The following is a 24,345-nucleotide window of genomic DNA, read 5'->3' on the forward strand; positions in this document are numbered from 1 at the left end:
ATATTGATGAGCAACAATGGACAAACAGTGCGAAACCCCATTGAGGCCCTGGAGCGCAAAAAGGCTGGTGACCAAAAAGTCACCAGCCATCAGTCTGAAACTACTCAGACTGCAACCCGAGGGTTGTCTTACTTAACTTCAACTTCAGCGCCAGCTTCTTTCAGAGCAGCTTCAAGTGCAGCTGCGTCATCTTTGCTGATGCCTTCTTTGATAACGCCAGTTGCTTCAACCAGATCTTTGGCTTCTTTCAGGCCCAGACCAGTTGCGGTACGTACGGCTTTGATTACTGCAACTTTGTTCGCGCCAACAGCTTTCAGAACGACGTCGAATTCAGTTTTCTCTTCAACAGCTTCAGCTGGGCCAGCAGCAACAGCTACAGCAGCAGCAGCAGAAACGCCGAATTTTTCTTCCATAGCAGAAACCAGCTCAACTACTTCCATTACGGACATAGCGGCAACGGCTTCCAGAATTTGGTCTTTAGTAATAGACATAACAATTGTTCCTAAGAATCAGAAAAAGTTTATACGTTAGCAAGTGCGAAGAAAAGAGAGGCCTTAAGCCGCTTCTTTTGCATCGCGAACAGCAGCCAGAGTGCGAACCAGTTTGCCGGCAGCGGCTTCTTTCATGGTCGACATCAGACGTGCCAGTGCTTCTTCGTAGGTCGGCAGAGTTGCCAGACGGTCAATATTGGCCGCCGTGATCAGCTCACCTTCAAAGGCTGCAGCTTTGACCTCGAATTTTGCATTCGCTTTCGCGAAATCTTTGAACAGACGAGCAGCAGCGCCCGGGTGTTCCATAGAATATGCAATCAGGGTCGGACCAACAAACGTGTCTTTCAGGCACTCGAACTGAGTACCTTCAACGACGCGGCGCAGCAGGGTGTTACGAACAACACGCATGTAAACGCCAGCTTCACGACCTGCTTTACGCAGTTCGGTCATTTTATCAACGGTAACGCCACGAGAATCCGCAACAACCGCTGAAAGCGCACCTTTGGCTACTTCGCTGACTTCAGCAACAATCGCTTGTTTGTCTTGAAGATTTAATGCCATTAGCTTTAGCTCCTGGATTTGACCGGGGAAGGATTTCCCCGGAACTCACTTCACTTACTCACCCGAAGGGAAATAAGCGCTAATACACGGTGAGCAGAATCCAGATAAGAAAAAATCTTTTGGTTCTGTCACCGTCTACGCAGGGGATTAAGCATTACATCCGAGGATGTTCCGCTCCTGCGGTCTTGGACGGAGGCCAGGATAAGGCCTGGCTCCAACCTAAAATTTGGGTCGTGTGTTGTCACTCAAACCGCATTGCGCTGGCTGTCTTTGCCCTCACCCGCCGCACAGTTCACTGTGCTTCAGGTCGCTGACTCGGCCACCGTCTTACCACGTTCTGAATAACCCACATCGACGTCTGCATTAATGCAGAACAACGGGCGTAAGATTCTAGGTGAATTTTTCGCCCGTTTCAAGTAGCAATTAGTTTGCTACGGCAGTCAGACCCGCCTGGTCAACGGCAACGCCGGCGCCCATGGTGGTAGAGATGCTAACTTTCTTGATGTACACGCCTTTCGCCTGTGCAGGTTTTGCTTTTTTCAGCGCAACCAGCAGAGATTCCAGGTTTTCTTTCAGTTTGTCAGCATCGAAGTCCACTTTACCGATGGTAGTGTGGATGATGCCGTTTTTGTCGTTACGATAACGAACCTGACCTGCTTTAGCGTTCTTAACCGCTTCAGCAACGTTAGGCGTTACAGTACCGACTTTCGGGTTTGGCATCAGGCCACGTGGACCCAGAACCTGGCCTAACTGGCCAACAACGCGCATTGCATCCGGAGAAGCAATAACAACGTCAAAGTTCATTTCGCCTTTCTTGATCTGATCGGCCAGGTCTTCCATACCTACCAGCTCAGCGCCAGCTGCTTTAGCAGCTTCAGCGTTTGCGCCCTGGGTGAAGACAGCTACACGTACTGAACGACCAGTACCGTGTGGCAGAACGGTCGCGCCGCGGACGTTCTGATCAGATTTACGTGCATCAATGCCGAGGTTAACAGCAACGTCAACGCTTTCGACGAACTTGGCAGTAGCCAGTTCTTTCAGTAAAGCGATTGCTTCAGCAATATCGTACTGCTTGGTCGCGTCAACTTTGTCGCGAATTACGCTCATGCGCTTGGTCAGCTTAGCCATTTCTTAGTCCTCTACAACCAGGCCCATGGAACGAGCAGTACCTTCGATTGAGCGAGTCATCGCTTCAACGTCAGAACCAGTCATGTCCGCAGCTTTAGTTTCTGCGATTTCACGTACCTGAGCACGAGTCACTTTACCGACTTTATCTTTGTTCGGCTTACCAGAACCAGACTTGATGCCTGCTGCTTTTTTCAGCAGAACGGCAGCCGGAGGCGTTTTGGTAATAAAGGTAAAAGAACGGTCGCTGTATACGGTGATAACAACTGGAGTCGGCAGACCTTTTTCCAGTGATTCTGTTTTGGCGTTAAACGCTTTACAGAATTCCATGATGTTAACACCCTGCTGACCCAGAGCTGGACCAACCGGTGGACTTGGGTTCGCCATACCAGCTGCAACCTGCAGCTTGACGTAGGCTTGTACTTTCTTAGCCATGATAATTCCTCAATTGGGTTATAGCGCCTGTAAAAGGCTCCCCGTGGTAACGATTTACACGCTGTTGCCAGCGCATAAAAACAAAAGGCGCGAAATTATAGTTAAATTTCGCGCCTGCTGCAACAGCCAAATTGTATGTCGGAAAAGGTTAGCCCTTCTCAACCTGACCGAAGTCGAGTTCTACTGGCGTTGCGCGTCCAAAGATGGAAACAGAAACCGTCAGGCGGCTCTTTTCGTAGTCCACATCTTCAACCACACCGTTAAAGTCGGCAAATGGACCATCGTTGACACGTACCATTTCGCCCGGTTCGAACAGCGTTTTCGGACGCGGCTTGTCGCCCACCTGCTGCAGGCGATTCATAATCGCATCGACTTCTTTGTCGCTAATCGGCGCAGGACGGTCAGAGGTACCGCCAATGAAGCCCATAACGCGCGGAACGCTGCGCACCAGGTGCCAGCTGGCGTCATTCATTACCATCTGTACCAGAACGTAGCCGGGGAAGAATTTGCGCTCGCTCTTGCGGCGTTGACCACCACGGATCTCAACAACTTCTTCTGTAGGAACCATGACGTCGCCAAACAGCTCTTCCATGTTGTGCAGTTTGATGTGCTCACGCAGCGACTGTGCTACGCGGCCTTCAAAACCGGAAAACGCCTGCACGACGTACCAGCGTTTCTTTGGAGCTTCAGACATCTCAGAACCTCAGGCCAGTGATAAACGATACCAGACGGACCAGAATACCATCCAGCCCCCACAAAATCAGTGACATCACGGCAGTAACCGCGGCAACGATTAACGTGGTATGCAGTGTTTCCTGGCGGGTTGGCCAGATAACTTTACGCATTTCGGTTCTTGCTTCACGTGCAAAGGCCACGGTTGCTTTGCCTTTTGTCGTCAAAAGCGCAATGCCGCCTGCTGCCGCAATCAGTACAACCACAGCTAACGCGCGCAAAGGCAGCGTCACATCGCGATAGAGGTAGTTACCTACGATCGCCGCAAGCAGTAATAAGACTACCACTACCCACTTCAGCGCTTCGAGGCCGCGCCCGCTCCCTTGAGCTTCGGTATTCGCACTCATAAACCAACCTGCCACAATAATTCAGAAACTATTCTGCCCCGCATTGCGAGGCATCCAAACCGAATGAGCTTTTGGGGCGTAACTCGGTATCCAGCGCCGCATAACAGAGCCTGTCTCAACAATGATTATGGTTCAAAATCACTGATGAGTCAGGTTCTATGAAACAGCGTACAAAAAGGGCATCAAATGATGCCCTTTCCACGTGCATTGCGTCAAATATTATCGGTAATTAAGCGATAACTTTGGCAACAACACCTGCGCCAACGGTACGGCCACCTTCGCGGATTGCGAAGCGCAGACCTTCGTCCATTGCGATTGGGTGAATCAGGGTAACAACCATTTTGATGTTGTCGCCTGGCATAACCATTTCAACGCCTTCTGGCAGCTCTACTGAACCGGTCACGTCTGTGGTACGGAAGTAGAACTGTGGACGGTAGCCCTTGAAGAACGGAGTATGGCGGCCACCTTCGTCTTTAGACAGAACGTAAACTTCTGACTCGAACTTGGTGTGTGGCTTGATTGAGCCTGGCTTCGCCAGAACCTGACCACGCTGGATGTCTTCACGCTTGATACCGCGCAGCAGAACACCACAGTTTTCGCCTGCCTGACCCTGGTCCAGCAGTTTGCGGAACATTTCAACACCGGTACAGGTTGATTTCGCGGTATCTTTGATACCAACGATTTCAACTTCGTCGCCGACTTTAACGATACCGCGCTCTACACGACCGGTTACAACAGTACCACGGCCAGAGATTGAGAATACGTCTTCGATTGGCAGCAGGAATGGCATATCGATTGCACGTACTGGATCCGGGATGTAGTTATCCAGGTGACCAGCCAGCTCAACGATCTTCTCTTCCCACTCTGGGTTGCCTTCCAGCGCTTTCAGGGCTGAACCGCGAACGATTGGTGTATCGTCGCCCGGGAAGTCGTACTGTGACAGCAGGTCACGAACTTCCATCTCAACCAGTTCCAGCAGCTCTTCGTCATCAACCATGTCACACTTGTTCAGGAACACGATGATGTAAGGAACGCCTACCTGACGACCCAGCAGGATGTGCTCACGGGTCTGCGGCATTGGGCCGTCAGTCGCAGCAACAACCAGGATCGCGCCGTCCATCTGCGCAGCACCGGTGATCATGTTTTTCACATAGTCGGCGTGGCCTGGGCAGTCAACGTGCGCATAGTGGCGAGACGGGGTTTCATACTCAACGTGTGCCGTGTTGATGGTGATACCACGTGCTTTTTCTTCCGGGGTGCTGTCGATCTGATCGAACGCACGTGCCTGGCCGCCGTTGGTTTTAGCCAGAACGGTGGTGATCGCTGCAGTCAGGGTGGTTTTACCGTGGTCAACGTGACCGATGGTGCCCACGTTTACGTGCAGTTTGTTACGTTGAAATTGCTCTTTAGCCATCGCTTGTCCCTCTAAGACACGGATATATCAAAGATATCGTCACATTAACCAGGCATTGCCTGACTGCAAGGAGTTACAGAGAAAAATCAGGAGGGAGATAAAGGAAGTGGTGCTGATACCCAGAGTCGAACTGGGGACCTCACCCTTACCAAGGGTGCGCTCTACCAACTGAGCCATATCAGCACATCTGGAGCGGGCAGCGGGAATCGAACCCGCATCATCAGCTTGGAAGGCTGAGGTAATAGCCATTATACGATGCCCGCATCCTGGAACTCGGCTACCTGTTCTTTCTGTAGCTTGTGAATAACAGAAGATGTCCTCTGTTATCCTTCGCCCGTCAGCGAAGCTGACTGACTTTGACTGAGCTTACACCCAATCTGAATTCAGGGTGAGAAGAAGCGACTCACCTGCCAGATAAACAGGTTGTTTATCTGTTTCTCAACCCGGGGGTTGAAATGGTGGTGGGAGAAGGATTCGAACCTTCGAAGTCTGTGACGGCAGATTTACAGTCTGCTCCCTTTGGCCGCTCGGGAATCCCACCTACTTGATGGTGCCGGCTACCGGAATCGAACTGGTGACCTACTGATTACAAGTCAGTTGCTCTACCAACTGAGCTAAGCCGGCATCAAGTGACGCGCATTCTAGGAAGGTCGGCAGAAGGATGCAACAAAAAAATCACTGTTTTTGTTCTATCGCTTACTATTTGTGCAAAGCATCGCAATTTACCCCTGATATGCAGAAATAACATCCAATTATTGGTTAAAATTTCTCTTCGCTCTCTTTCCGATAATGTTGCTCCCTCCCCCTGTCTCGCCCGCTTTGTTGTCTTCATCCCTCACCTTTTCTTAGGCCTCTGCCTGAAAAATGCATTAACTGCTCAGTTTTCAATCACCTCATGCGTACTTTTATCGCGACAGGACCCTACCTAAGGCCGCAGCCTTGGGTGTTATCCCCTAAAAGTTTTCAGGCGACACTGCCCGGCCTGAAGATAAGTATCAGTATCAGGCGAAAGGCAGATAAAAACGTCACGGCTGACAGACCACTTGCGGGGCGGTACGGTGCCTGAGGAGAATAAGGGCTGATAATCTGCATAAGCGTTCGTAGAGCGGCTGTGTGACTCACAGACAGCCTGTCACGCTGTCCACCGCATAGCAGGACGGGTAAGCATGAAACTCAAATGCGATAAAGAACGTCGCTGACAGCCTCTATAAGCATGGCTGACGCACTAGCGTCGCTGACAGATAAGCTATGGCTGTCCTTAATACAGCAGCACGAGACCGAAAACGCCAGGGCAGACAGTGTTCACGCAATGAAGAGCAAGCGCTGACAATCTGCATGCGCCTGTACGACACAGCGCGGCTGTCTTTCGAACAGCAGGCACGGACGTCGTGCTATAGCGCCAGCTGTGCAGCATCAAAAGGGTATATCCGGGCATATCTGATGCCATGCACCCGGCCTGAACCATGCGTCACGATGACAGCGGTGCGAAAGCCATAAAGGCCTTTGCACAAAATTGCCTGATGTCTGAAGGGCAATAAAAAGCATAACGATTAAAGATTTCAAGTCTCTGTACCGACGATTTATCAAATCTGCGGAGAGGCTTGCGAAAGCATACCGCCGTTTATTTTTTACTTCTTTTAAAAGCTATACTGGTGATACCCTCCAGCCCATTGTTCTCGTTAATAGCCCTGTGACCGGCAATTCATTTCTCTACACGGCCCGACTCGTCATCGGCGAAAATGTACAGATCGGTTTGAATCTGCAGTCAAATGTATACTTATGGATAAAACGACATCACTTACGACGCCTTATTTACAGTTCACTCGTGAACAGTGGGCGGCATTACGCGACTCGGTTCCAATGACGCTGTCAGAGGATGAGATCGCGCAATTGAAAGGGATCAATGAAGATCTTTCAATTGAGGAAGTGGCAGAAATCTACCTGCCTCTCTCACGTCTGCTTAATTTCTATATAAGTTCGAATGTTCGCCGTCAGGCCGTGCTGGAGCAATTTCTGGGAACGAACGGGCAAAAAATTCCTTATATCATCAGCATTGCGGGCAGCGTTGCGGTGGGCAAAAGCACCACTGCTCGTGTTTTGCAGGCGCTTCTGAGCCGCTGGCCCGGACACCGTAAGGTTGAGTTAATTACGACAGATGGTTTTCTTCATCCCAACGCCGTGCTGAAAGAGCGCGGCTTAATGAAGAAAAAAGGCTTTCCTCAGTCCTATGATATGCATCGGCTGGTGAAATTTGTTTCCGACCTTAAGTCGGGTGCCAGCCAGGTTACCGCTCCCGTCTACTCCCATTTAATTTATGATGTTATTCCGGATGGCGATAAGGTTGTCCAGCAACCTGATATTCTGATTCTGGAAGGCTTAAATGTGCTGCAGAGCGGCATGGATTATCCTCACGATCCACACCATGTTTTTGTTTCCGACTTTGTGGATTTTTCAATCTATGTGGATGCTGAAGAAGATCTTTTGCAGCGCTGGTATGTGAATCGTTTCCTTAAATTTCGCCAGGGCGCTTTTACCGATCCCAACTCTTATTTTCATCACTATGCTCAGCTACCTGAAGACGAAGCCGTTAATATTGCTGGCTCGTTGTGGCGGGAGATTAACTGGTTGAATCTGAAAGAAAATATTCTTCCTACACGTGAAAGAGCCAGCTTAATTATGACGAAAAGCGGTAACCACGCGGTGGAAAAACTGCGTCTCAGAAAATAACAGGTGGCGATAAAGCCTGCCAAAAAGCAGGCTTTATTTTATTTTTCAAACCGGTCGAAGAGATATTTCTCCCCCTACCCACGATTGAATTTTTCCGTCTTGTTCCAGCTGCAAACCACCCTGATTATCAATGCCACGAGCAATACCGTGCACTTCACGTTCACCAATCAGTAATTTAACCGGGCGATTGATGAAGTTGTCCAGTTCGGCCCAGCGCGTCACAAAGGGCGTTAATCCCTCCTGCTCAAATACGGGTAGTGCTTCACGCAGGCGATTAATCAGTGTTGCTGCCAGTTCATTGCGATTAATCGTCACGCCGGCTTCCTGTAAGTTAATCCAGCCCTGATTAATCTGCGCCGCTTCGGCAGTTCTCATCGCCAGATTAATTCCGGCGCCTATCACGATTTGTGCTGCATCGCCGGTTTTACCGGTTAATTCAACCAGGATCCCCGCTAACTTCCGGTCATGAAGATAAATGTCGTTAGGCCATTTTACCCGTACGTCCTGCGCACCTAACGACCTCAGCGTTTCCGCCATAATGATACCAATCACCAGGCTCAGCCCCATTGCCGCTGCCGGGCCCTGTTCCAGGCGCCAGTACATAGACATATAGAGGTTGGCACCAAAGGGTGAAAACCAGTGACGTCCGCGTCGGCCACGTCCTGCCTGCTGATATTCAGCGAGGCAGACGGATCCTGAAGGCAGAGAATGCATACGTTCGAGTAAATACTGATTAGTTGAATCAATAACCGGTATTACGGCTATATCAGCCTGAGACAGTTGCCCCAAAATCTTTTGTTCATTCAGTAACTGAAGTGGGGCTGGAAAACTGTAGCCCTTACCTGTGACGGTATATACCTCAAGGCCCCAGCTTTTTAGCGTTTGAATATGTTTATTAATCGCCGCACGGCTCATACCAAACGTTTCACCGAGTTGCTCACCCGAGTGAAACTCACCATCGGCCAGGATATCAATTAATTTAAGCGGTACGCTATGATCCTTCATGAGATGACCTCTACAGCGTTACATTCACCCTGAGCCTGAATGAAACGAACTTCTGGCTCCAGCCAGACATTAAATTTTTCACCTACCCGGGAACGTACCTTTTTTGCCAGCGCGACAATGTCGTCAGGTGTGGCATTTTCAGCATTGATTAACACTAATGCCTGCTGCTGATGCACTGCCGCACCGCCAATTCGGCTGCCTTTAAGCTGGCATTGATCGATGAGCCAGCCTGCAGCCAGTTTAATTTCACCTGTAGGCTGAGGATAATGTGGCATCGCTGGGTACTCACTCAACAGCACAGCCGCCTGCTGGCCAGTTATCACGGGATTTTTAAAAAAACTGCCCACGTTACCGGTTATTTTCGGATCCGGTAATTTACTCTGTCGCATATGACAGACCGCATGAAAAACATCCCAGGCATTTGCCGTGGCAGGGTTTAGCGTTTTTAAATCACCGTAGGTCAGGACGGGCTGCCAGTGTTTTTTCAACGAAAATCCGACAGCGATAATCGTGTAGCCTGACTGGTACTGATGTTTGAAAATACTGTCGCGATAACCAAACTGGCAATCGTCACGGCTCAAACGCTGTGTGAGACCGGTATGCAGATTTAGTACATCGACGTATTCACATACATCTTTTAACTCAACGCCATAGGCACCGATATTCTGTATCGGTGCTGATCCTACCATTCCAGGAATGAGTGCCAGATTTTCCAGACCCGAAATCCCTTTTTCCAGGGTAGTTTTTACCAGTTGGTGCCAGTTCTCGCCCGCGCCAACGTGCAGTTTCCAGCGCTCAGTCTCATCAAGGATTTCAACCCCTGCAATGCGGTTGATCACCACCACGCCTGCAAAGTCCTCAAGGAAGAGCACGTTGCTGCCCTCCCCAAGGATCAGAAAAGGTTGCTGGCTACGCTGGCTCATTTGCCAGGCTGAAAGTATGGCTTCCGGCGATTCGGTGACAATACGTGTTTTTGCGCTGACATCAAGCCCCAGCGTGTTGTCGGCTTTTAATGAGATGTACGAACTGGACATGATACGGCCTTAACGGGTTAATCTGCCGGTAGTTTACCGCATCACAACGGTAATGCGGGGGAATTTGCATGCGATGAAAGGCTTTCAACGATTTTGCGGCTCCTGAAAATCCTGATAGCGACAGAAATAAAGTGGTTGGGTGCATACCGGAAGGCTGGCAGGTAACGATTTTCACAGTTTTGTTTGAGATGATGCACAGAATGACGCAGTGCGGGAGAGGATTAAAGCAGCAAGAGCGGCGTTGCAGACCCGCGGTTGTATCGGGGTCATGATGAGACGGAATATGATGGGGGCTATCTGGCAGATCGCAGACGTAAAAAAGCCCTGAACGTCAGTTCAGGGCTTTTTCACTTGTTTGATGCCTGGCAGTTCCCTACTCTCGCATGGGGAGACCCCACACTACCATCGGCGCTACGGCGTTTCACTTCTGAGTTCGGCATGGGGTCAGGTGGGACCACCGCGCTACAGCCGCCAGGCAAATTCTTTGTGCCGAAACGAATCTTTTACATCGTGACCGCGTTGCCATCGCTCAGCCACACCGGTCACATACTTCAGTATGCTCCCGCTGATGTCTTCGCGCTGCGCCCTGTCACGCCGCAAAATCTTTCGTTTCCGCAGATTCTTTATCCGGTAAACAATGCTGAAAATTTAAATCGTCTCTCAACCAAAACGCCTCTGGCGTTGTAAGGTTAAGCCTCACGGGTCATTAGTACCGGTAAGCTCAACGCATCGCTGCGCTTACACACCCGGCCTATCAACGTCGTCGTCTTCAACGTCCCTTCAGGAGCCTTAAAGGCTCAGGGAGAACTCATCTCGGGGCAAGTTTCGTGCTTAGATGCTTTCAGCACTTATCTTTTCCGCACTTAGCTACCGGGCAGTGCCACTGGCGTGACAACCCGGACACCAGCGGTGCGTTCACTCCGGTCCTCTCGTACTAGGAGCAACCCCCCTCAATTCTCCAGCGCCCACGGCAGATAGGGACCGAACTGTCTCACGACGTTCTAAACCCAGCTCGCGTACCACTTTAAACGGCGAACAGCCGTACCCTTGGGACCTACTTCAGCCCCAGGATGTGATGAGCCGACATCGAGGTGCCAAACACCGCCGTCGATATGAACTCTTGGGCGGTATCAGCCTGTTATCCCCGGAGTACCTTTTATCCGTTGAGCGATGGCCCTTCCATTCAGAACCACCGGATCACTATGACCTGCTTTCGCACCTGCTCGAGCCGTCACTCTCGCAGTCAAGCTGGCTTATGCCATTGCACTAACCTCCTGATGTCCGACCAGGATTAGCCAACCTTCGTGCTCCTCCGTTACGCTTTGGGAGGAGACCGCCCCAGTCAAACTACCCACCAGACACTGTCCGCAGCCCGGATTACGGGCCTACGTTAGAACACCAAACATTAAAGGGTGGTATTTCAAGGCCGGCTCCACGCAGACTGGCGTCCACGCTTCAAAGCCTCCCACCTATCCTACACATCAAGGCTCAGTGTTCAGTGTCAAGCTGTAGTAAAGGTTCACGGGGTCTTTCCGTCTTGCCGCGGGTACACTGCATCTTCACAGCGATTTCAATTTCACTGAGTCTCGGGTGGAGACAGCCTGGCCATCATTACGCCATTCGTGCAGGTCGGAACTTACCCGACAAGGAATTTCGCTACCTTAGGACCGTTATAGTTACGGCCGCCGTTTACCGGGGCTTCGATCAAGAGCTTCTCCTTGCGGATAACCCCATCAATTAACCTTCCGGCACCGGGCAGGCGTCACACCGTATACGTCCACTTTCGTGTTTGCACAGTGCTGTGTTTTTAATAAACAGTTGCAGCCAGCTGGTATCTTCGACTGGCTTCAGCTCCGGGAGCAAGTCCCTTCACCTACGCGCCAGCGTGCCTTCTCCCGAAGTTACAGCACCATTTTGCCTAGTTCCTTCACCCGAGTTCTCTCAAGCGCCTTGGTATTCTCTACCTGACCACCTGTGTCGGTTTGGGGTACGATTTTGTGTTACCTGATGCTTAGAGGCTTTTCCTGGAAGCAGGGCATTTATCACTTCAGCACCGTAGTGCCTCGTCGTCACGCCTCAGTGTAAAGTGAACCGGATTTGCCTGGAACACACACCTACACGCTTAAACCGGGACAACCGTCGCCCGGCTGATATAGCCTTCTCCGTCCCCCCTTCGCAGTAACACCAAGTACAGGAATATTAACCTGTTTCCCATCGACTACGCCTTTCGGCCTCGCCTTAGGGGTCGACTCACCCTGCTCCGATTAACGTTGAACAGGAACCCTTGGTCTTCCGGCGACAAGGTTTTTCACCTTGTTTATCGTTACTTATGTCAGCATTCGCACTTCTGATACCTCCAGCATGCCTCACAGCACACCTTCGACGGCTTACAGAACGCTCCCCTACCCAACAACACATAGTGTCGCTGCCGCAGCTTCGGTGCATGGTTTAGCCCCGTTACATCTTCCGCGCAGGCCGACTCGACCAGTGAGCTATTACGCTTTCTTTAAATGATGGCTGCTTCTAAGCCAACATCCTGGCTGTCTGGGCCTTCCCACATCGTTTCCCACTTAACCATGACTTTGGGACCTTAGCTGGCGGTCTGGGTTGTTTCCCTCTTCACGACGGACGTTAGCACCCGCCGTGTGTCTCCCGTGATAACATTCTCCGGTATTCGCAGTTTGCATCGGGTTGGTAAGCCGGGATGGCCCCCTAGCCGAAACAGTGCTCTACCCCCGGAGATGAGTTCACGAGGCGCTACCTAAATAGCTTTCGGGGAGAACCAGCTATCTCCCGGTTTGATTGGCCTTTCACCCCCAGCCACAGGTCATCCGCTAATTTTTCAACATTAGTCGGTTCGGTCCTCCAGTTAGTGTTACCCAACCTTCAACCTGCCCATGGCTAGATCACCGGGTTTCGGGTCTATACCCTGCAACTTAACGCCCAGTTAAGACTCGGTTTCCCTGCGGCTCCCCTATACGGTTAACCTTGCTACAGAATATAAGTCGCTGACCCATTATACAAAAGGTACGCAGTCACCCCCATAAAGAAGGCTCCCACTGCTTGTACGTACACGGTTTCAGGTTCTGTTTCACTCCCCTCGCCGGGGTTCTTTTCGCCTTTCCCTCACGGTACTGGTTCACTATCGGTCAGTCAGGAGTATTTAGCCTTGGAGGATGGTCCCCCCATATTCAGACAGGATACCACGTGTCCCGCCTTACTCATCGAACTCACAGCCTGTGCACCTTTGTGTACGGGAGTATCACCCTGTACCCTGCGACTTTCCAGACGCTTCCACTGATGCACAAGCTGGTGATGGTTCTGGGCTCCTCCCCGTTCGCTCGCCGCTACTGGGGGAATCTCGGTTGATTTCTTTTCCTCGGGGTACTTAGATGTTTCAGTTCCCCCGGTTCGCCTCATACAGCTATGTATTCACTGCATGATAGTGTGTCGGAACACACTGGGTTTCCCCATTCGGGTATCGCCGGTTGTAGCGGTTCATATCACCTTACCGGCGCTTATCGCAGATTAGCACGCCCTTCATCGCCTCTGACTGCCAGGGCATCCACCGTGTACGCTTAGTCGCTTAACCTCACAACCCACAGGCGTTTATCTGTTTTACCGTAACGGCTTCACAGTTAGCTTGTAAGCTGTAAGCTTTTGAGAGACTCGAACGCGTTGTACTGTGTTCCTTATTACGGAGGAACACGACAATGCGTCGTTTCAAATTTTCAGCTTGTTCCGGATTGTTAAAGAGCAGAATACTTCGCAGCACACCGTTGCCGGTACGCTCTGAAGTATTTTCAGAAAAAATACAGTAGTGAGTATGGTGGAGCTAAGCGGGATCGAACCGCTGACCTCCTGCGTGCAAGGCAGGCGCTCTCCCAGCTGAGCTATAGCCCCATACAGTTACTGCAGAGACCACTACTACCACTCAACCGAGTAAACATCCTTCATCAAGAAGGATGCCATTTCGTCTCAGGCAAGGCATGCGGAAGGGACGTTTACGTCTGTAAACGACCGCGCGCATAACGCAGCATAAGAAGAAATTTGGTAGGCCTGAGTGGACTTGAACCACCGACCTCACCCTTATCAGGGGTGCGCTCTAACCACCTGAGCTACAAGCCTGTAGAGGTTTTTTCTGCTCGTGACTTTCTATCAGACAATCTGTGTGAGCACTTCGCGGGAAAGTATCTTCAGGTAAGGAGGTGATCCAACCGCAGGTTCCCCTACGGTTACCTTGTTACGACTTCACCCCAGTCATGAATCACAAAGTGGTAAGCGCCCTCCCGAAGGTTAAGCTACCTACTTCTTTTGCAACCCACTCCCATGGTGTGACGGGCGGTGTGTACAAGGCCCGGGAACGTATTCACCGTGGCATTCTGATCCACGATTACTAGCGATTCCGACTTCACGGAGTCGAGTTGCAGACTCCGATCCGGACTACGACGCACTTTATGAGGTCCGCTTGCTCTCGCGAGGTCGCTTCTCTTTGTATGCGCCATTGTAGCACGTGTGTAGCCCTACTCGTAAGGGCCATGATGACTTGACGTCATCCCCACCTTCCTCCGGTTTATCACCGGCAGTCTCCTTTGAGTTCCCGACCGAATCGCTGGCAACAAAGGATAAGGGTTGCGCTCGTTGCGGGACTTAACCCAACATTTCACAACACGAGCTGACGACAGCCATGCAGCACCTGTCTCACGGTTCCCGAAGGCACTAAGGCATCTCTGCCAAATTCCGTGGATGTCAAGAGTAGGTAAGGTTCTTCGCGTTGCATCGAATTAAACCACATGCTCCACCGCTTGTGCGGGCCCCCGTCAATTCATTTGAGTTTTAACCTTGCGGCCGTACTCCCCAGGCGGTCGACTTAACGCGTTAGCTCCGGAAGCCACTCCTCAAGGGAACAACCTCCAAGTCGACATCGTTTACGGCGTGGACTACCAGGGTATCTAATCCTGTTTGCTCCCCACGCTTTCGCACCTGAGCGTCAGTCTTCGTCCAGGGGGCCGCCTTCGCCACCGGTATTCCTCCAGATCTCTACGCATTTCACCGCTACACCTGGAATTCTACCCCCCTCTACGAGACTCAAGCCTGCCAGTTTCAAATGCAGTTCCCAGGTTAAGCCCGGGGATTTCACATCTGACTTAACAGACCGCCTGCGTGCGCTTTACGCCCAGTAATTCCGATTAACGCTTGCACCCTCCGTATTACCGCGGCTGCTGGCACGGAGTTAGCCGGTGCTTCTTCTGCGGGTAACGTCAATCGACGCGGTTATTAACCACATCGCCTTCCTCCCCGCTGAAAGTACTTTACAACCCGAAGGCCTTCTTCATACACGCGGCATGGCTGCATCAGGCTTGCGCCCATTGTGCAATATTCCCCACTGCTGCCTCCCGTAGGAGTCTGGACCGTGTCTCAGTTCCAGTGTGGCTGGTCATCCTCTCAGACCAGCTAGGGATCGTCGCCTAGGTGGGCCGTTACCCCGCCTACTAGCTAATCCCATCTGGGTTCATCCGATAGTGAGAGGCCCGAAGGTCCCCCTCTTTGGTCTTGCGACGTTATGCGGTATTAGCCACCGTTTCCAGTGGTTATCCCCCTCTATCGGGCAGATCCCCAGACATTACTCACCCGTCCGCCACTCGTCACCCGAGAGCAAGCTCTCTGTGCTACCGTCCGACTTGCATGTGTTAGGCCTGCCGCCAGCGTTCAATCTGAGCCATGATCAAACTCTTCAATTTAAGTTTGATTTGCTGAAACAAGTTCAGCGGTGCTCATCTGTAAAACGTCATAATGAATTTCATTATGTGTTCACTCGTGAGGCTTTGATATTTTTTACGTCCGGAGACGCTGATATCAATCCTGCGAGTGCCCACACAGATTGTCTGATAAATTGTTAAAGAGCAGTGCGAACAGCGGGTTAACCGTCTGTCGCGAGGTGGCGTATATTACGCTTTCCTCCTTCAGAGTCAACCTCTTTTTCAGAAGTTTTTCTCCGGCGGTTCAGTTGCCTGACCCTCTCAACACCGCATTCCGTAAGCCGTTGTGCCGTGTCGATGGAGGCGCATTATAGGGAGTTCGCGCGGCCTGACAAGGGTTAATTGCAAAAAGATTACTGTTCGTCTCAAATTTCGCCAAATCGCGTTATTTCAGTACGATTTGCCTGGTAACTGTGCAAAATCCCTGGCAAAACGCTGCACCTGTTGCCAGTCCGTGTATTCCACTTCTTTAGATGCATCCGTTTCACCGCCAGTCATCCGCATAATGAATTGAATCATGACCCGGTCAAACCAACGATAGCGCGGATAATAGAGTGCGCCAGCAAAGACGGCGCAGCAATCAGGCTGCCAGGGCGACTGTGCTAAAAACTTGACGGTATAAGCATTCGTTTCCGGCGAGCGCTTCTCAGGCTTGCGCGCCGTCAGGTTAACGGAGAAAAAGCCGCTTACGCGCTGCTGCAGTGCAAGCAGGTTGTGCTTAACAAATTCGTTTACGACAGGCTGGAAATGACCATAGCGGATTGAAGCACCAATCAACACCCGATCGTACTGCTGCCAGTCGAGTGTCTTTGCATCCTGGATATTGATGACATCGCAAGATTGCTGGCCCTTAATCTCATCAGCAATAGCCGAGGCTATTTTTTGCGTCTGACCATCGCGGGTGGAAAAGAGAATTAACGCTTTCATTATGTTCATCCTTATTCGTTATTCCCGCCAGAAGGTCGGCGTGAACAACACCAGCAACGTGAAAACCTCAAGGCGACCAAACAGCATAGTAGAAATCAAAATCCACTTAGCTACATCGTTCATTGAGGTGAAGTTATCGGCAACTACGCCCAGGCCCGGGCCAAGATTGTTTAACGTTGCCGCAACCGCAGCAAACGCTGAGAAATCATCAACGCCGGTGGCAATAATGGCCAGCATGCTGATCAGGAACACCAACGCGTATGCCGAAAAGAATCCCCATACGGCTTCGAGGATACGTTCCGGCAGCGCACGATTGCCCAGTTTGATGGTGTAAACCGCATTGGGATGGACAAGCCGCTTAAGCTCACGGTTACCCTGTTTGCACAGCAGCAGAATACGAATCACTTTTAAACCGCCGCCGGTAGAACCCGCACAGCCGCCAATAAATGCAGAACACAACAGCAACACCGGTAGAAACAGCGGCCAGCGCGCAATACTGTCCGTGGTGAATCCCGCAGTGGTTGCCATGGATACGACCTGGAAAAAGGCCTGGTTCAGCGTTTGCCAGCCACTGTCATACACATTGTGGAGCCACAGGACGATGGTGCAAATCAGCACCAGCGTCAGCTGCACCCCGATAAACATCCGGAACTCGGGATCGCGCCAGTAGGCTCGCAGATTGCGGTTACTCAGTAATGAGAAGTGTAGGCCGTAGTTACAACCGGAGATCAGCAGGAACACCGCCACGATGGTGTTGATCGTTCCACTCTGGAAATAGCCGATACTGGCATCATGCGTTGAAAAACCGCCAATGGCGATAGTGGAAAAACTGTGGCCGATTGCATCAAAGGCAGGCATCCCGGCAAACCACAGGGCCAGCGCGCAGGCAATCGTCAGCAACACATAGATGAGCCAGAGCGTCTTGGCCGTTTCCGCAATGCGCGGGCGCATTTTGTTGTCTTTCAATGGGCCAGGCATTTCAGCACGATACAACTGCATGCCACCGACGCCCAGAATCGGCAGGATAGCCACGGCCAGCACAATGATCCCCATGCCGCCAAGCCACTGCAGCATCTGGCGATAGAACAAAATGGCTTTAGGCAAGGAGTCCAACCCCACCAGCGTGGTCGCGCCCGTGGTAGTTAGTCCGGAAAAGGATTCAAAAAAAGCATCCGTAACGGACAGGTGCGGCTGTTCAGCAAAGATAAAGGGCATGGCACCGACGCTGCCCAGCACGGTCCAGAACAATACGACTATCAGAAACCCTTCGCGCGGCTTGAGTTCCGTTTTCTTCTTGCGATTCGGCCACCACAGTAACGAACCGATCACCAGGGCCATCATAAACGTCTGGCTGAAGGCGCGGCCCGCACCATCCCGATAAATCAGCGCAACGAGGCCGGGTAAAATCATCGTTACCGAGAAGAGGATCACCAGCAGACCGACAATGCGGGTAATGGCGCGAAAGTGCATTAAGCCGTTCCTTTAATCAAAGAGAAGAACATCGTGGTGTAAGCGGAAGAAGCGTTAACGCACCCCGGCTGAAGTCTGACAGGTTTTGCTTAAATCCATCAATATGTCCATAAGGCAAAGCCAGCGTCATAGTGATACGGTCAAGATACTGACTTTCAGAAATGCTCCCTTCAAAGCGCTGCACCAGGCGCTCAATATCGCTCAACTGGGCGTAATCGCACTGTAACGTGAACAGTTTTACCGGAACTTTTCGCTGGCGCTCAAGCTGTTTCAACCCTTGTTGGACACCGCCGCCATAAGCCTTAACCAGGCCCCCCGTCCCCAACATAATGCCGCCGTAGTAGCGCACGACCACTGCCGTAATTTCTCCGATATCGGCACCCATTAACTGCGCGAGCATGGGTTTACCTGCCGTCCCGGAAGGCTCACCATCATCGGAAAAGCCCAACTGCTGTGAGTCGTTGGGCGCACCCGCTACCCAGGCCCAGCAATGGTGCCGGGCCGTCGGGTGATCCTGCTTGACCTGCTGGACAAAAGCCCGCGCCGCGTCCACGCCACAGGTGTGAGCCAGCAGCGTAATAAACCGGCTTTTTTTGATCGTCTCCTCGCTGACGCTGAGCGCCTGCGCAGGAATATCAAACGCCTCCATCAGGCAAGATGCAGGTCGCGCGTCATGTTTTCGACGCGGTTCGCATGGATAATCACGTTGTCCTCAATGCGGATACCGCCATAAGGCTTAAGCGCATCCAGTGCCTGCCAGTTAAAATGCGCGCTGAATTTGCCTTCTCGCAGCGGGGCCAGCAGTGAATCAATAATATAGAAGCCTGGCTCAATGGTTAACACCATCCCAGGCTGGATAACCCGGGTGCAGCGCAGATAAGGATATTGCTCTGGCGCGGCCAGGTGCGTACCGGTTTCATCCTGCATAAAGCCCGCGACATCGTGGACCTGCAAGCCCAGCGGGTGGCCTAAACCGTGTGGCATAAAGGGGCCGGTCAAATCCTCGGCTACCAGCGCCTCTTCGCTTATCCCGTGGACCAAATCAAACTTCGTCAGCAATTTCGCAATACGTTGATGCATTTGCAGATGATAATCGGTGTAGCGCACGCCCGCTTTCAGCGTAGCAATCAACGCCAGCTCTTCCGTATTCATCGCCTCAACCATTTTGGCATACAGCGTGCCGCTTTGTGCGGCATAACTTCGCGTCAGATCGGCGGCATAGCCTTGATATTCCGCTCCGGCATCAATCAAAAAACTGTAACGCTTAGCCGGTGGCTGATGGTCCAGTTTGGTGTAGTGCAACACGGCGGCATGCTCATTCAGGGCGATAATATTGCCATAGGGCACATCGGTATCGCGATGTCCGGTTGCCGTCAGGTAAGCCTGATTGATATCAAATTCACTCAGGCCGGCAGAAAAGGCCTCTTTCGCCGCACGATGCCCGGCCACGGCAATTTTTTGCGCCTGACGCATACAGCTGAGCTCGTAATCGGTTTTTATGCTGCGATGGTAATGCAGGAAATCGATCACGCCTTTTGGATTAATATTTCCCGCCTTAATCCCTAATTGCGCCGCACGTTCGATCACCGGGCCAATGTAGGCGACGTTTTCACGTTGGGCTGGCAGAAGATCGCCGATGGCATTCGCGTTTGCCAGGCCGATAATCTCAACGTCATCGGTCCAGAAACTGTGCGGAAGTGGTTCAACGTTATGCCAGTAATCCACCGGAGAGTAAAACCACAACTTCGGTTTGTTCACACCGTCAATCCACAACCAACAGTTTGGCACCTGGGTTACGGGCACCCATGCCTTAAATTGCGGGTTAACCTTAAACGGATAAGTATGATCGTCCAGAAACACGGTGAGCAACTCGCCGGAATGGATCAGCATGGCATCCAGTTTATGACGTGCCAATACCTGCTGAGCACGTTGTTGCAAGGTCGTAATATGCGCGTGATACAAGCTTTTTAATGAATCCATTGCCGCCTCTCCAGTGTCCGGAAAAGCCGCAGTTTATCACAGCCGAAATACGGATGCCGGGTTCAGGGCGGCTGTGATCTTGTTAGCAAATAAACAAAGAGCTGTTTGCAAAAAATTAACATCGCTCCCAAACTCACGATCATCTGGTATGACCAGATCACCTTTCGCGGTTTCAGGAGACGTACATGCTCTACCAAGGCGCTAACCTCACTCTTAATCAGTTGGACGACGGCATTGTCGAGCTGGTGTTTGATGCCCCCGGCTCCGTTAATAAGCTGGATACACAAACCGTTGCCAGCCTCGGCGAAGCGATTGCTGTGCTGGAGCAACACGCCGATCTGCGCGGCGTGCTTCTGAGCTCAGCTAAACCCGCCTTTATCGTTGGGGCTGACATCACCGAATTCCTTGCGCTTTTTGACGCGCCAACGGAAAAGCTGAGCCAGTGGCTGACGTTCGCAAACAGCATTTTTAATCGTCTGGAAGATTTACCCGTTCCCACCATCGCCGCGATCGATGGCTACGCGCTGGGCGGTGGCTGTGAATGTGTTCTGGCGACGGACTTACGGGTTGCCACGCCAACCGCCCGCCTGGGCTTACCTGAAACCAAGCTGGGCATCATGCCGGGTTTTGGCGGCAGCGTTCGGCTGCCTCGCCTGTTGGGTGCTGACAGCGCGCTGGAAATCATTGCGGCAGGTAAAGATATTGATGGTATGGCTGCGCTCAGGCTGGGTCTGGTCGATGCAGTTGTCAGCCCTGATAAACTGCGCGATGCAGCGCTGACAATGCTTAAAGCGGCAGCCAGTGATGGCAGTTGGCGGGCACGTCGCGCCCCTAAATTAGCGCCGTTAAAACTCAGCCCTGTCGAGGCCGCAATGAGTTTTACGATCGCTAAAGGCATGGTCATGCAAACGGCAGGGAAACATTATCCTGCGCCGCTCACCGCCGTGAAGACGATCGAGGCCGCAGCCGCATTAGGACGTGACGATGCGTTAAAACTGGAAACGGCGGCGTTTGTTCCGTTGGCGCAATCGGATGTGGCTCGCGCGCTCGTCGGAATTTTCCTCAACGATCAGTACATTAAAGGGCTGGCAAAAAAACGCAGCAGCGAAAATGGTGCGCCGAAGCAGGCTGCCGTGCTGGGCGCCGGGATTATGGGTGGCGGCATCAGCTATCAGTCGGCGTGGAAAGGTGTGCCGGTCAAGATGAAGGATATTCATCCGCAGGCGCTGACCCTGGGCATGAACGAAGCCAGTAAGCTTCTGAACAAGCAGCTGGAGCGAGGTAAGATAGACGGGAATAAGCTGGCTGCCGTCATTGCCACCATTCAACCTACGCTGGATTATGCCGGATTTGATCAGGCCGATGTCGTGGTCGAAGCCGTGGTCGAAAATCCACAGATCAAAGCCAGTGTGCTGGCTGAAACAGAAAAGCATATGCGCAGTGATGCCATCCTGGCCTCGAATACCTCTACGATCCCCATCAGCCAGCTGGCGCAGGCACTGCAGCGTCCCGAAAACTTTTGCGGTATGCACTTCTTTAATCCGGTTCCCCGTATGCCGCTGGTAGAAGTGGTTCGCGGAGAGAAAACCAGTGAAGCGACGTTGGGTAAAGTCGTGGCATGGGCCAGCAAGATGGGCAAAACCCCTGTCGTGGTGAATGACTGTCCTGGCTTCTTCGTAAACCGTGTTCTGTTCCCTTACTTTGCCGCGTTCGGCATGTTGTTGCGTGATGGTGCGGATTTCCGCCAAATCGATAAAGTGATGGAAAAACAGTTTGGCTGGCCGATGGGCCCTTCCTGGCTGCTGGATGTCGTGGGGATTGATACCGCACATCATGCGCAAAGCGTGATGGCGGATGGTTTCCCACAGCGTATGAAAAAAGACTATCGCGATGCTATCGATATTCTGTTTGAAGCAAAACGCTTTGGTCAGAAAAACGGTAAAGGCTTCTGGCGTTGGGAAGAAGACAAAAAAGGGAAACCTAAAAAAGTCTCTGATCCCGAGGTCGATGCGCTGCTTGAACCTGCCTGCCAGCCTAAGCGGATCTTCAGTGATGAAGAAATCCTGAACCGCATGATGTTGCCAATGCTGAATGAAGTTGTCCGCTGTCTGGAAGAGAAGATTATTGCTTCACCTGCCGAGGCAGACATGGCGCTGGTGTACGGCCTGGGATTCCCGCCATTCCGTGGCGGGGCTTTCCGTTATCTCGACACGCTGGGGAACAGTAATGTCGTGGATCAGGCGAAACGCTATACGGCACTGGGCGGCCTGTATGAGCTGCCTGCCCTGCTGTCAGAAAAAGCGCGCCAACATGAAAGCTGGTACCCCGCCGTCAAACCGATTGATGAAGCCGCGTTCAGAAGCGCCTGAGGTGATAAAAAATGGAAAATGTAGTCATTATTGACGCAGTGCGCACGCCAATGGGCCGCTCGAAAGGCGGTGCCTTTCGTCACGTTCGTGCTGAAGACCTGTCAGCGCACCTTATGCGTGAACTGTTAAGTCGGCATCCGGCAGTCAATGCTGCCACCCTGGATGACATCGTCTGGGGCTGCGTACAGCAAACGCTGGAGCAAGGCTTTAATATTGCCCGCAACGCCGCGCTGCTGGCCGAAATCCCGCATGTCGTACCCGCCACAACGGTCAACCGTCTGTGTGGATCCTCAATGCAGGCCCTACACGATGCCGCACGCGCCATTATGGTGGGAGATGCACATGCCTGTTTGATCGGTGGTGTGGAGCACATGGGACATGTCCCCATGAACCATGGCGTTGATTTTCATCCCGGCTTAGGGCGTACCGTTGCGAAAGCGGCAGGAATGATGGGATTAACCGCAGAGATGCTGGCGCGCATGCACCACATTAGCCGCGAGCAGCAGGATGCATTCGCTTTGCGCTCCCATCAACGTGCCTGGCAGGCGACACAGCGCGGCGATTTCGCAAATGAAATTGTTGCGATACACGGCCACGACGCCGACGGCGTGCTGAAACGCTATGACTTTGATGAAGTGATCCGTGAAGATACCAGCCTGGAAGGCCTTGCGGCACTGCGACCTGCATTTGATCCCGTGACCGGGACGGTGACCGCAGGCACATCCTCAGCCCTGTCAGATGGGGCAGCCGCCATGCTGATTATGAGTGAAAGCCGCGCACGGGAGCTGGGGCTAAAACCACGCGCCCGTATTAAAAGTATGGCGGTGGTGGGCTGCGATCCCTCAATCATGGGCTACGGTCCGGTGCCCGCCAGCAAGCTGGCGCTGAAGCGCGCTGGGCTGCGCGTTGACGACATTGACATCTTCGAGCTTAACGAAGCCTTTGCAGCGCAGGTTCTGCCCTGCATTAAGGATTTGGGCCTGTCAGACAAACTGGATGAGAAGGTGAACTTAAATGGCGGCGCCATCGCATTGGGTCATCCACTGGGATGTTCAGGCGCACGCATCAGTACGACGTTGCTGAATATTATGGAACGCCGCGATGCGCACTTTGGTCTGGCGTCAATGTGTATTGGCCTGGGTCAGGGCATCGCCACCGTTATCGAACGCGTTTGATACGTTGGGACGTTATTGTGGGATTTACCCGCCTGTCAGGGGCGGGTTTTTTCTTGCTAAATGAAATCAGATAAAGGCAAAGGCATCGCCATACATCTGTGATTCCACTGCGCCACGCTCAGAACAGAAGCGATCGCGCGCAATTTTTGCCATTTCAAAGCGCCCGGCGATATAAATCTCATGCTCACTCAGCGTAGTAAAGTCCTGCATGACGGCCGTTAATACGGTGCCAGAACGACCCTGCCAGCCTGCTTCAGGCTGTTCTACTACCGGAATCACTTTGAGATTAGGATGCTTAATGGCCAGCGCGTCCAGTTCATCCATATCGTACAGGTGTTTCAGCTCACGGCCGCCCCAGTAAATCGCAATGTCGCGATCAGGCTGTTGGGCAAGCGCCGTCAGTAAGATGGAGCGCGCATAGGAAAAGCCCGTGCCGCCCGCAATCAGGATTAACGGTTTATCACTCTCTTCGCGCAACCATGCGTCGCCGTGGGGAATATCAACAACGATTTGCCCGTCTTGCTGGATGCGATCCATCACGGCCATCGCATACAGGTTAAGCTCCGACGCGCCGATATGCAGCTCAATGATTTCGGTTTCCATTGGCGTAGAGGCTACAGAAAACGGACGCTTATCGCGCTCATCCATCACTACCATAAGATACTGTCCTGCACGAAAGCTAAATTCCGCTTCCGGAATCAGGCGAACGCGATACACCGTGTCGGTAATCGCTTCAACTGAAGTTACTTTACAGCTTAACGTTGTCATGCGTTCCCTCTGTCGGGTCGTCTTTA

General features: G+C 52.2%; 17 protein-coding genes, 6 tRNA genes and 3 rRNA genes. 3 read left to right on the forward strand and 23 right to left on the reverse strand.

The features are described from left to right. Window positions 1-128 precede the first annotated feature (128 nt). The 11 genes from rplL to PAGR_RS20905 all read right to left on the reverse strand — a co-directional run bounded on the left by rplL (window position 129) and on the right by PAGR_RS20905 (window position 5,729). A complete protein-coding gene (gene rplL, locus PAGR_RS20855; protein WP_009092660.1) occupies window positions 129-491 on the reverse strand; it encodes a 50S ribosomal protein L7/L12 in 363 nt (120 codons plus the stop codon). A gap of 63 nt (window positions 492-554) precedes the next feature. Further along, on the reverse strand, window positions 555-1,052 hold the full coding sequence (rplJ, locus tag PAGR_RS20860) for a 50S ribosomal protein L10 (protein WP_003848098.1): 498 nt from the start codon (window positions 1,050-1,052) through the stop codon (window positions 555-557). Between the two features lie 423 nt (window positions 1,053-1,475). Further along, window positions 1,476-2,180, reverse strand: coding sequence for a 50S ribosomal protein L1 (gene rplA / locus PAGR_RS20865; protein ID WP_013024115.1), 705 nt, complete (start codon window positions 2,178-2,180; stop codon window positions 1,476-1,478). Between the two features lie 3 nt (window positions 2,181-2,183). Then, a complete protein-coding gene (gene rplK, locus PAGR_RS20870) occupies window positions 2,184-2,612 on the reverse strand; it encodes a 50S ribosomal protein L11 (RefSeq protein ID WP_006121495.1) in 429 nt (142 codons plus the stop codon). 148 nt (window positions 2,613-2,760) lie between these two features. Next, window positions 2,761-3,306 (reverse strand): transcription termination/antitermination protein NusG, encoded by a 546-nt coding sequence (gene nusG, locus PAGR_RS20875; RefSeq protein ID WP_003848088.1) that lies wholly within the window; start codon window positions 3,304-3,306, stop codon window positions 2,761-2,763. A 1-nt stretch (window position 3,307) separates the two neighbouring features. Then, on the reverse strand, window positions 3,308-3,691 hold the full coding sequence (secE, locus tag PAGR_RS20880) for a preprotein translocase subunit SecE (RefSeq protein WP_014606967.1): 384 nt from the start codon (window positions 3,689-3,691) through the stop codon (window positions 3,308-3,310). A 229-nt stretch (window positions 3,692-3,920) separates the two neighbouring features. Continuing rightward, a complete protein-coding gene (tuf, locus tag PAGR_RS20885) occupies window positions 3,921-5,105 on the reverse strand; it encodes an elongation factor Tu (protein ID WP_013027471.1) in 1,185 nt (394 codons plus the stop codon). A 107-nt stretch (window positions 5,106-5,212) separates the two neighbouring features. Next, window positions 5,213-5,288 (reverse strand) — tRNA-Thr (locus PAGR_RS20890). Between the two features lie 5 nt (window positions 5,289-5,293). Beyond that, window positions 5,294-5,368: transfer RNA gene (locus PAGR_RS20895), tRNA-Gly, on the reverse strand. Window positions 5,369-5,561: 193 nt separating this feature from the next. After that, window positions 5,562-5,646 (reverse strand) — tRNA-Tyr (locus tag PAGR_RS20900). A gap of 7 nt (window positions 5,647-5,653) precedes the next feature. Next, a tRNA-Thr gene (locus PAGR_RS20905) sits at window positions 5,654-5,729 on the reverse strand. A 1,155-nt stretch (window positions 5,730-6,884) separates the two neighbouring features. Between PAGR_RS20905 and coaA the strand changes: the two genes are divergently transcribed. After that, window positions 6,885-7,832 carry a type I pantothenate kinase gene (coaA, locus tag PAGR_RS20910; RefSeq protein WP_013024113.1) on the forward strand — a complete coding sequence of 316 codons (948 nt, stop codon included), beginning with the start codon at window positions 6,885-6,887 and terminating at the stop codon, window positions 7,830-7,832. A gap of 45 nt (window positions 7,833-7,877) precedes the next feature. Here the strand turns inward: coaA and birA are convergent, their stop codons facing one another. The 11 genes from birA to pepQ all read right to left on the reverse strand — a co-directional run bounded on the left by birA (window position 7,878) and on the right by pepQ (window position 20,007). Continuing rightward, complete coding sequence (gene birA, locus PAGR_RS20915; RefSeq protein WP_014606968.1) at window positions 7,878-8,837, reverse strand: bifunctional biotin--[acetyl-CoA-carboxylase] ligase/biotin operon repressor BirA; 960 nt, start codon at window positions 8,835-8,837, stop codon at window positions 7,878-7,880. Further along, window positions 8,834-9,871: a UDP-N-acetylmuramate dehydrogenase gene (murB, locus tag PAGR_RS20920; protein ID WP_014606969.1), complete on the reverse strand. Its 1,038-nt coding sequence runs from the start codon at window positions 9,869-9,871 to the stop codon at window positions 8,834-8,836. Before murB ends, birA begins: the two co-directional genes overlap by 4 nt. Before the next feature lie 360 nt (window positions 9,872-10,231). Continuing rightward, a 5S ribosomal RNA gene (rrf, locus tag PAGR_RS20925) occupies window positions 10,232-10,347 on the reverse strand. Window positions 10,348-10,556: 209 nt separating this feature from the next. Then, window positions 10,557-13,463 (reverse strand): 23S ribosomal RNA (locus PAGR_RS20930). 235 nt (window positions 13,464-13,698) lie between these two features. Continuing rightward, window positions 13,699-13,774 (reverse strand) — tRNA-Ala (locus PAGR_RS20935). Window positions 13,775-13,922: 148 nt separating this feature from the next. Next, a tRNA-Ile gene (locus tag PAGR_RS20940) sits at window positions 13,923-13,999 on the reverse strand. Window positions 14,000-14,072: 73 nt separating this feature from the next. Next, window positions 14,073-15,612: ribosomal RNA gene (locus PAGR_RS20945) — 16S ribosomal RNA — on the reverse strand. Together the 16S, 23S and 5S rRNA genes with 2 tRNA genes alongside form the textbook arrangement of a ribosomal RNA operon. Before the next feature lie 408 nt (window positions 15,613-16,020). Beyond that, complete coding sequence (gene hemG / locus PAGR_RS20950) at window positions 16,021-16,557, reverse strand: menaquinone-dependent protoporphyrinogen IX dehydrogenase (protein WP_014606970.1); 537 nt, start codon at window positions 16,555-16,557, stop codon at window positions 16,021-16,023. An 18-nt stretch (window positions 16,558-16,575) separates the two neighbouring features. Continuing rightward, a complete protein-coding gene (gene trkH / locus PAGR_RS20955) occupies window positions 16,576-18,027 on the reverse strand; it encodes a Trk system potassium transporter TrkH (RefSeq protein ID WP_013024109.1) in 1,452 nt (483 codons plus the stop codon). 16 nt (window positions 18,028-18,043) lie between these two features. Beyond that, window positions 18,044-18,676 carry an IMPACT family protein gene (locus PAGR_RS20960; RefSeq protein WP_014606971.1) on the reverse strand — a complete coding sequence of 211 codons (633 nt, stop codon included), beginning with the start codon at window positions 18,674-18,676 and terminating at the stop codon, window positions 18,044-18,046. Then, window positions 18,676-20,007, reverse strand: coding sequence for a Xaa-Pro dipeptidase (gene pepQ, locus PAGR_RS20965; RefSeq protein WP_013024107.1), 1,332 nt, complete (start codon window positions 20,005-20,007; stop codon window positions 18,676-18,678). The genes PAGR_RS20960 and pepQ overlap by 1 nt, the downstream gene beginning before the upstream one ends. Window positions 20,008-20,192: 185 nt before the next feature. Between pepQ and fadB the strand changes: the two genes are divergently transcribed. Next, window positions 20,193-22,376, forward strand: a complete 2,184-nt coding sequence (gene fadB, locus PAGR_RS20970; protein ID WP_014606972.1) for a fatty acid oxidation complex subunit alpha FadB — start codon at window positions 20,193-20,195, stop codon at window positions 22,374-22,376. 11 nt (window positions 22,377-22,387) lie between these two features. After that, complete coding sequence (gene fadA / locus PAGR_RS20975; protein WP_014606973.1) at window positions 22,388-23,551, forward strand: acetyl-CoA C-acyltransferase FadA; 1,164 nt, start codon at window positions 22,388-22,390, stop codon at window positions 23,549-23,551. A 66-nt stretch (window positions 23,552-23,617) separates the two neighbouring features. On the opposite strand, the gene fre is transcribed toward fadA, so the two are convergent. Beyond that, a complete protein-coding gene (gene fre / locus PAGR_RS20980) occupies window positions 23,618-24,319 on the reverse strand; it encodes an NAD(P)H-flavin reductase (RefSeq protein WP_014595029.1) in 702 nt (233 codons plus the stop codon). Window positions 24,320-24,345: the final 26 nt, after the last annotated feature.

This window comes from Pantoea ananatis PA13, assembly GCF_000233595.1.
GTDB lineage: Bacteria > Pseudomonadota > Gammaproteobacteria > Enterobacterales > Enterobacteriaceae > Pantoea > Pantoea ananatis.

Coding starts and splice junctions, on each gene's coding strand:
- rplL (WP_009092660.1), bottom strand. CDS start 491: ATGTCTATTACTAAAGACCAAATTCTGGAAGCCGTTGCCGCTATGTCC.
- fadB (WP_014606972.1), top strand. CDS start 20,193: ATGCTCTACCAAGGCGCTAACCTCACTCTTAATCAGTTGGACGACGGC.
- nusG (WP_003848088.1), bottom strand. CDS start 3,306: ATGTCTGAAGCTCCAAAGAAACGCTGGTACGTCGTGCAGGCGTTTTCC.
- tuf (WP_013027471.1), bottom strand. CDS start 5,105: ATGGCTAAAGAGCAATTTCAACGTAACAAACTGCACGTAAACGTGGGC.
- rplK (WP_006121495.1), bottom strand. CDS start 2,612: ATGGCTAAGAAAGTACAAGCCTACGTCAAGCTGCAGGTTGCAGCTGGT.
- hemG (WP_014606970.1), bottom strand. CDS start 16,557: ATGAAAGCGTTAATTCTCTTTTCCACCCGCGATGGTCAGACGCAAAAA.
- fadA (WP_014606973.1), top strand. CDS start 22,388: ATGGAAAATGTAGTCATTATTGACGCAGTGCGCACGCCAATGGGCCGC.
- pepQ (WP_013024107.1), bottom strand. CDS start 20,007: ATGGATTCATTAAAAAGCTTGTATCACGCGCATATTACGACCTTGCAA.
- rplJ (WP_003848098.1), bottom strand. CDS start 1,052: ATGGCATTAAATCTTCAAGACAAACAAGCGATTGTTGCTGAAGTCAGC.
- birA (WP_014606968.1), bottom strand. CDS start 8,837: ATGAAGGATCATAGCGTACCGCTTAAATTAATTGATATCCTGGCCGAT.
- murB (WP_014606969.1), bottom strand. CDS start 9,871: ATGTCCAGTTCGTACATCTCATTAAAAGCCGACAACACGCTGGGGCTT.
- coaA (WP_013024113.1), top strand. CDS start 6,885: ATGGATAAAACGACATCACTTACGACGCCTTATTTACAGTTCACTCGT.
- PAGR_RS20960 (WP_014606971.1), bottom strand. CDS start 18,676: ATGGAGGCGTTTGATATTCCTGCGCAGGCGCTCAGCGTCAGCGAGGAG.
- rplA (WP_013024115.1), bottom strand. CDS start 2,180: ATGGCTAAGCTGACCAAGCGCATGAGCGTAATTCGCGACAAAGTTGAC.
- trkH (WP_013024109.1), bottom strand. CDS start 18,027: ATGCACTTTCGCGCCATTACCCGCATTGTCGGTCTGCTGGTGATCCTC.
- fre (WP_014595029.1), bottom strand. CDS start 24,319: ATGACAACGTTAAGCTGTAAAGTAACTTCAGTTGAAGCGATTACCGAC.
- secE (WP_014606967.1), bottom strand. CDS start 3,691: ATGAGTGCGAATACCGAAGCTCAAGGGAGCGGGCGCGGCCTCGAAGCG.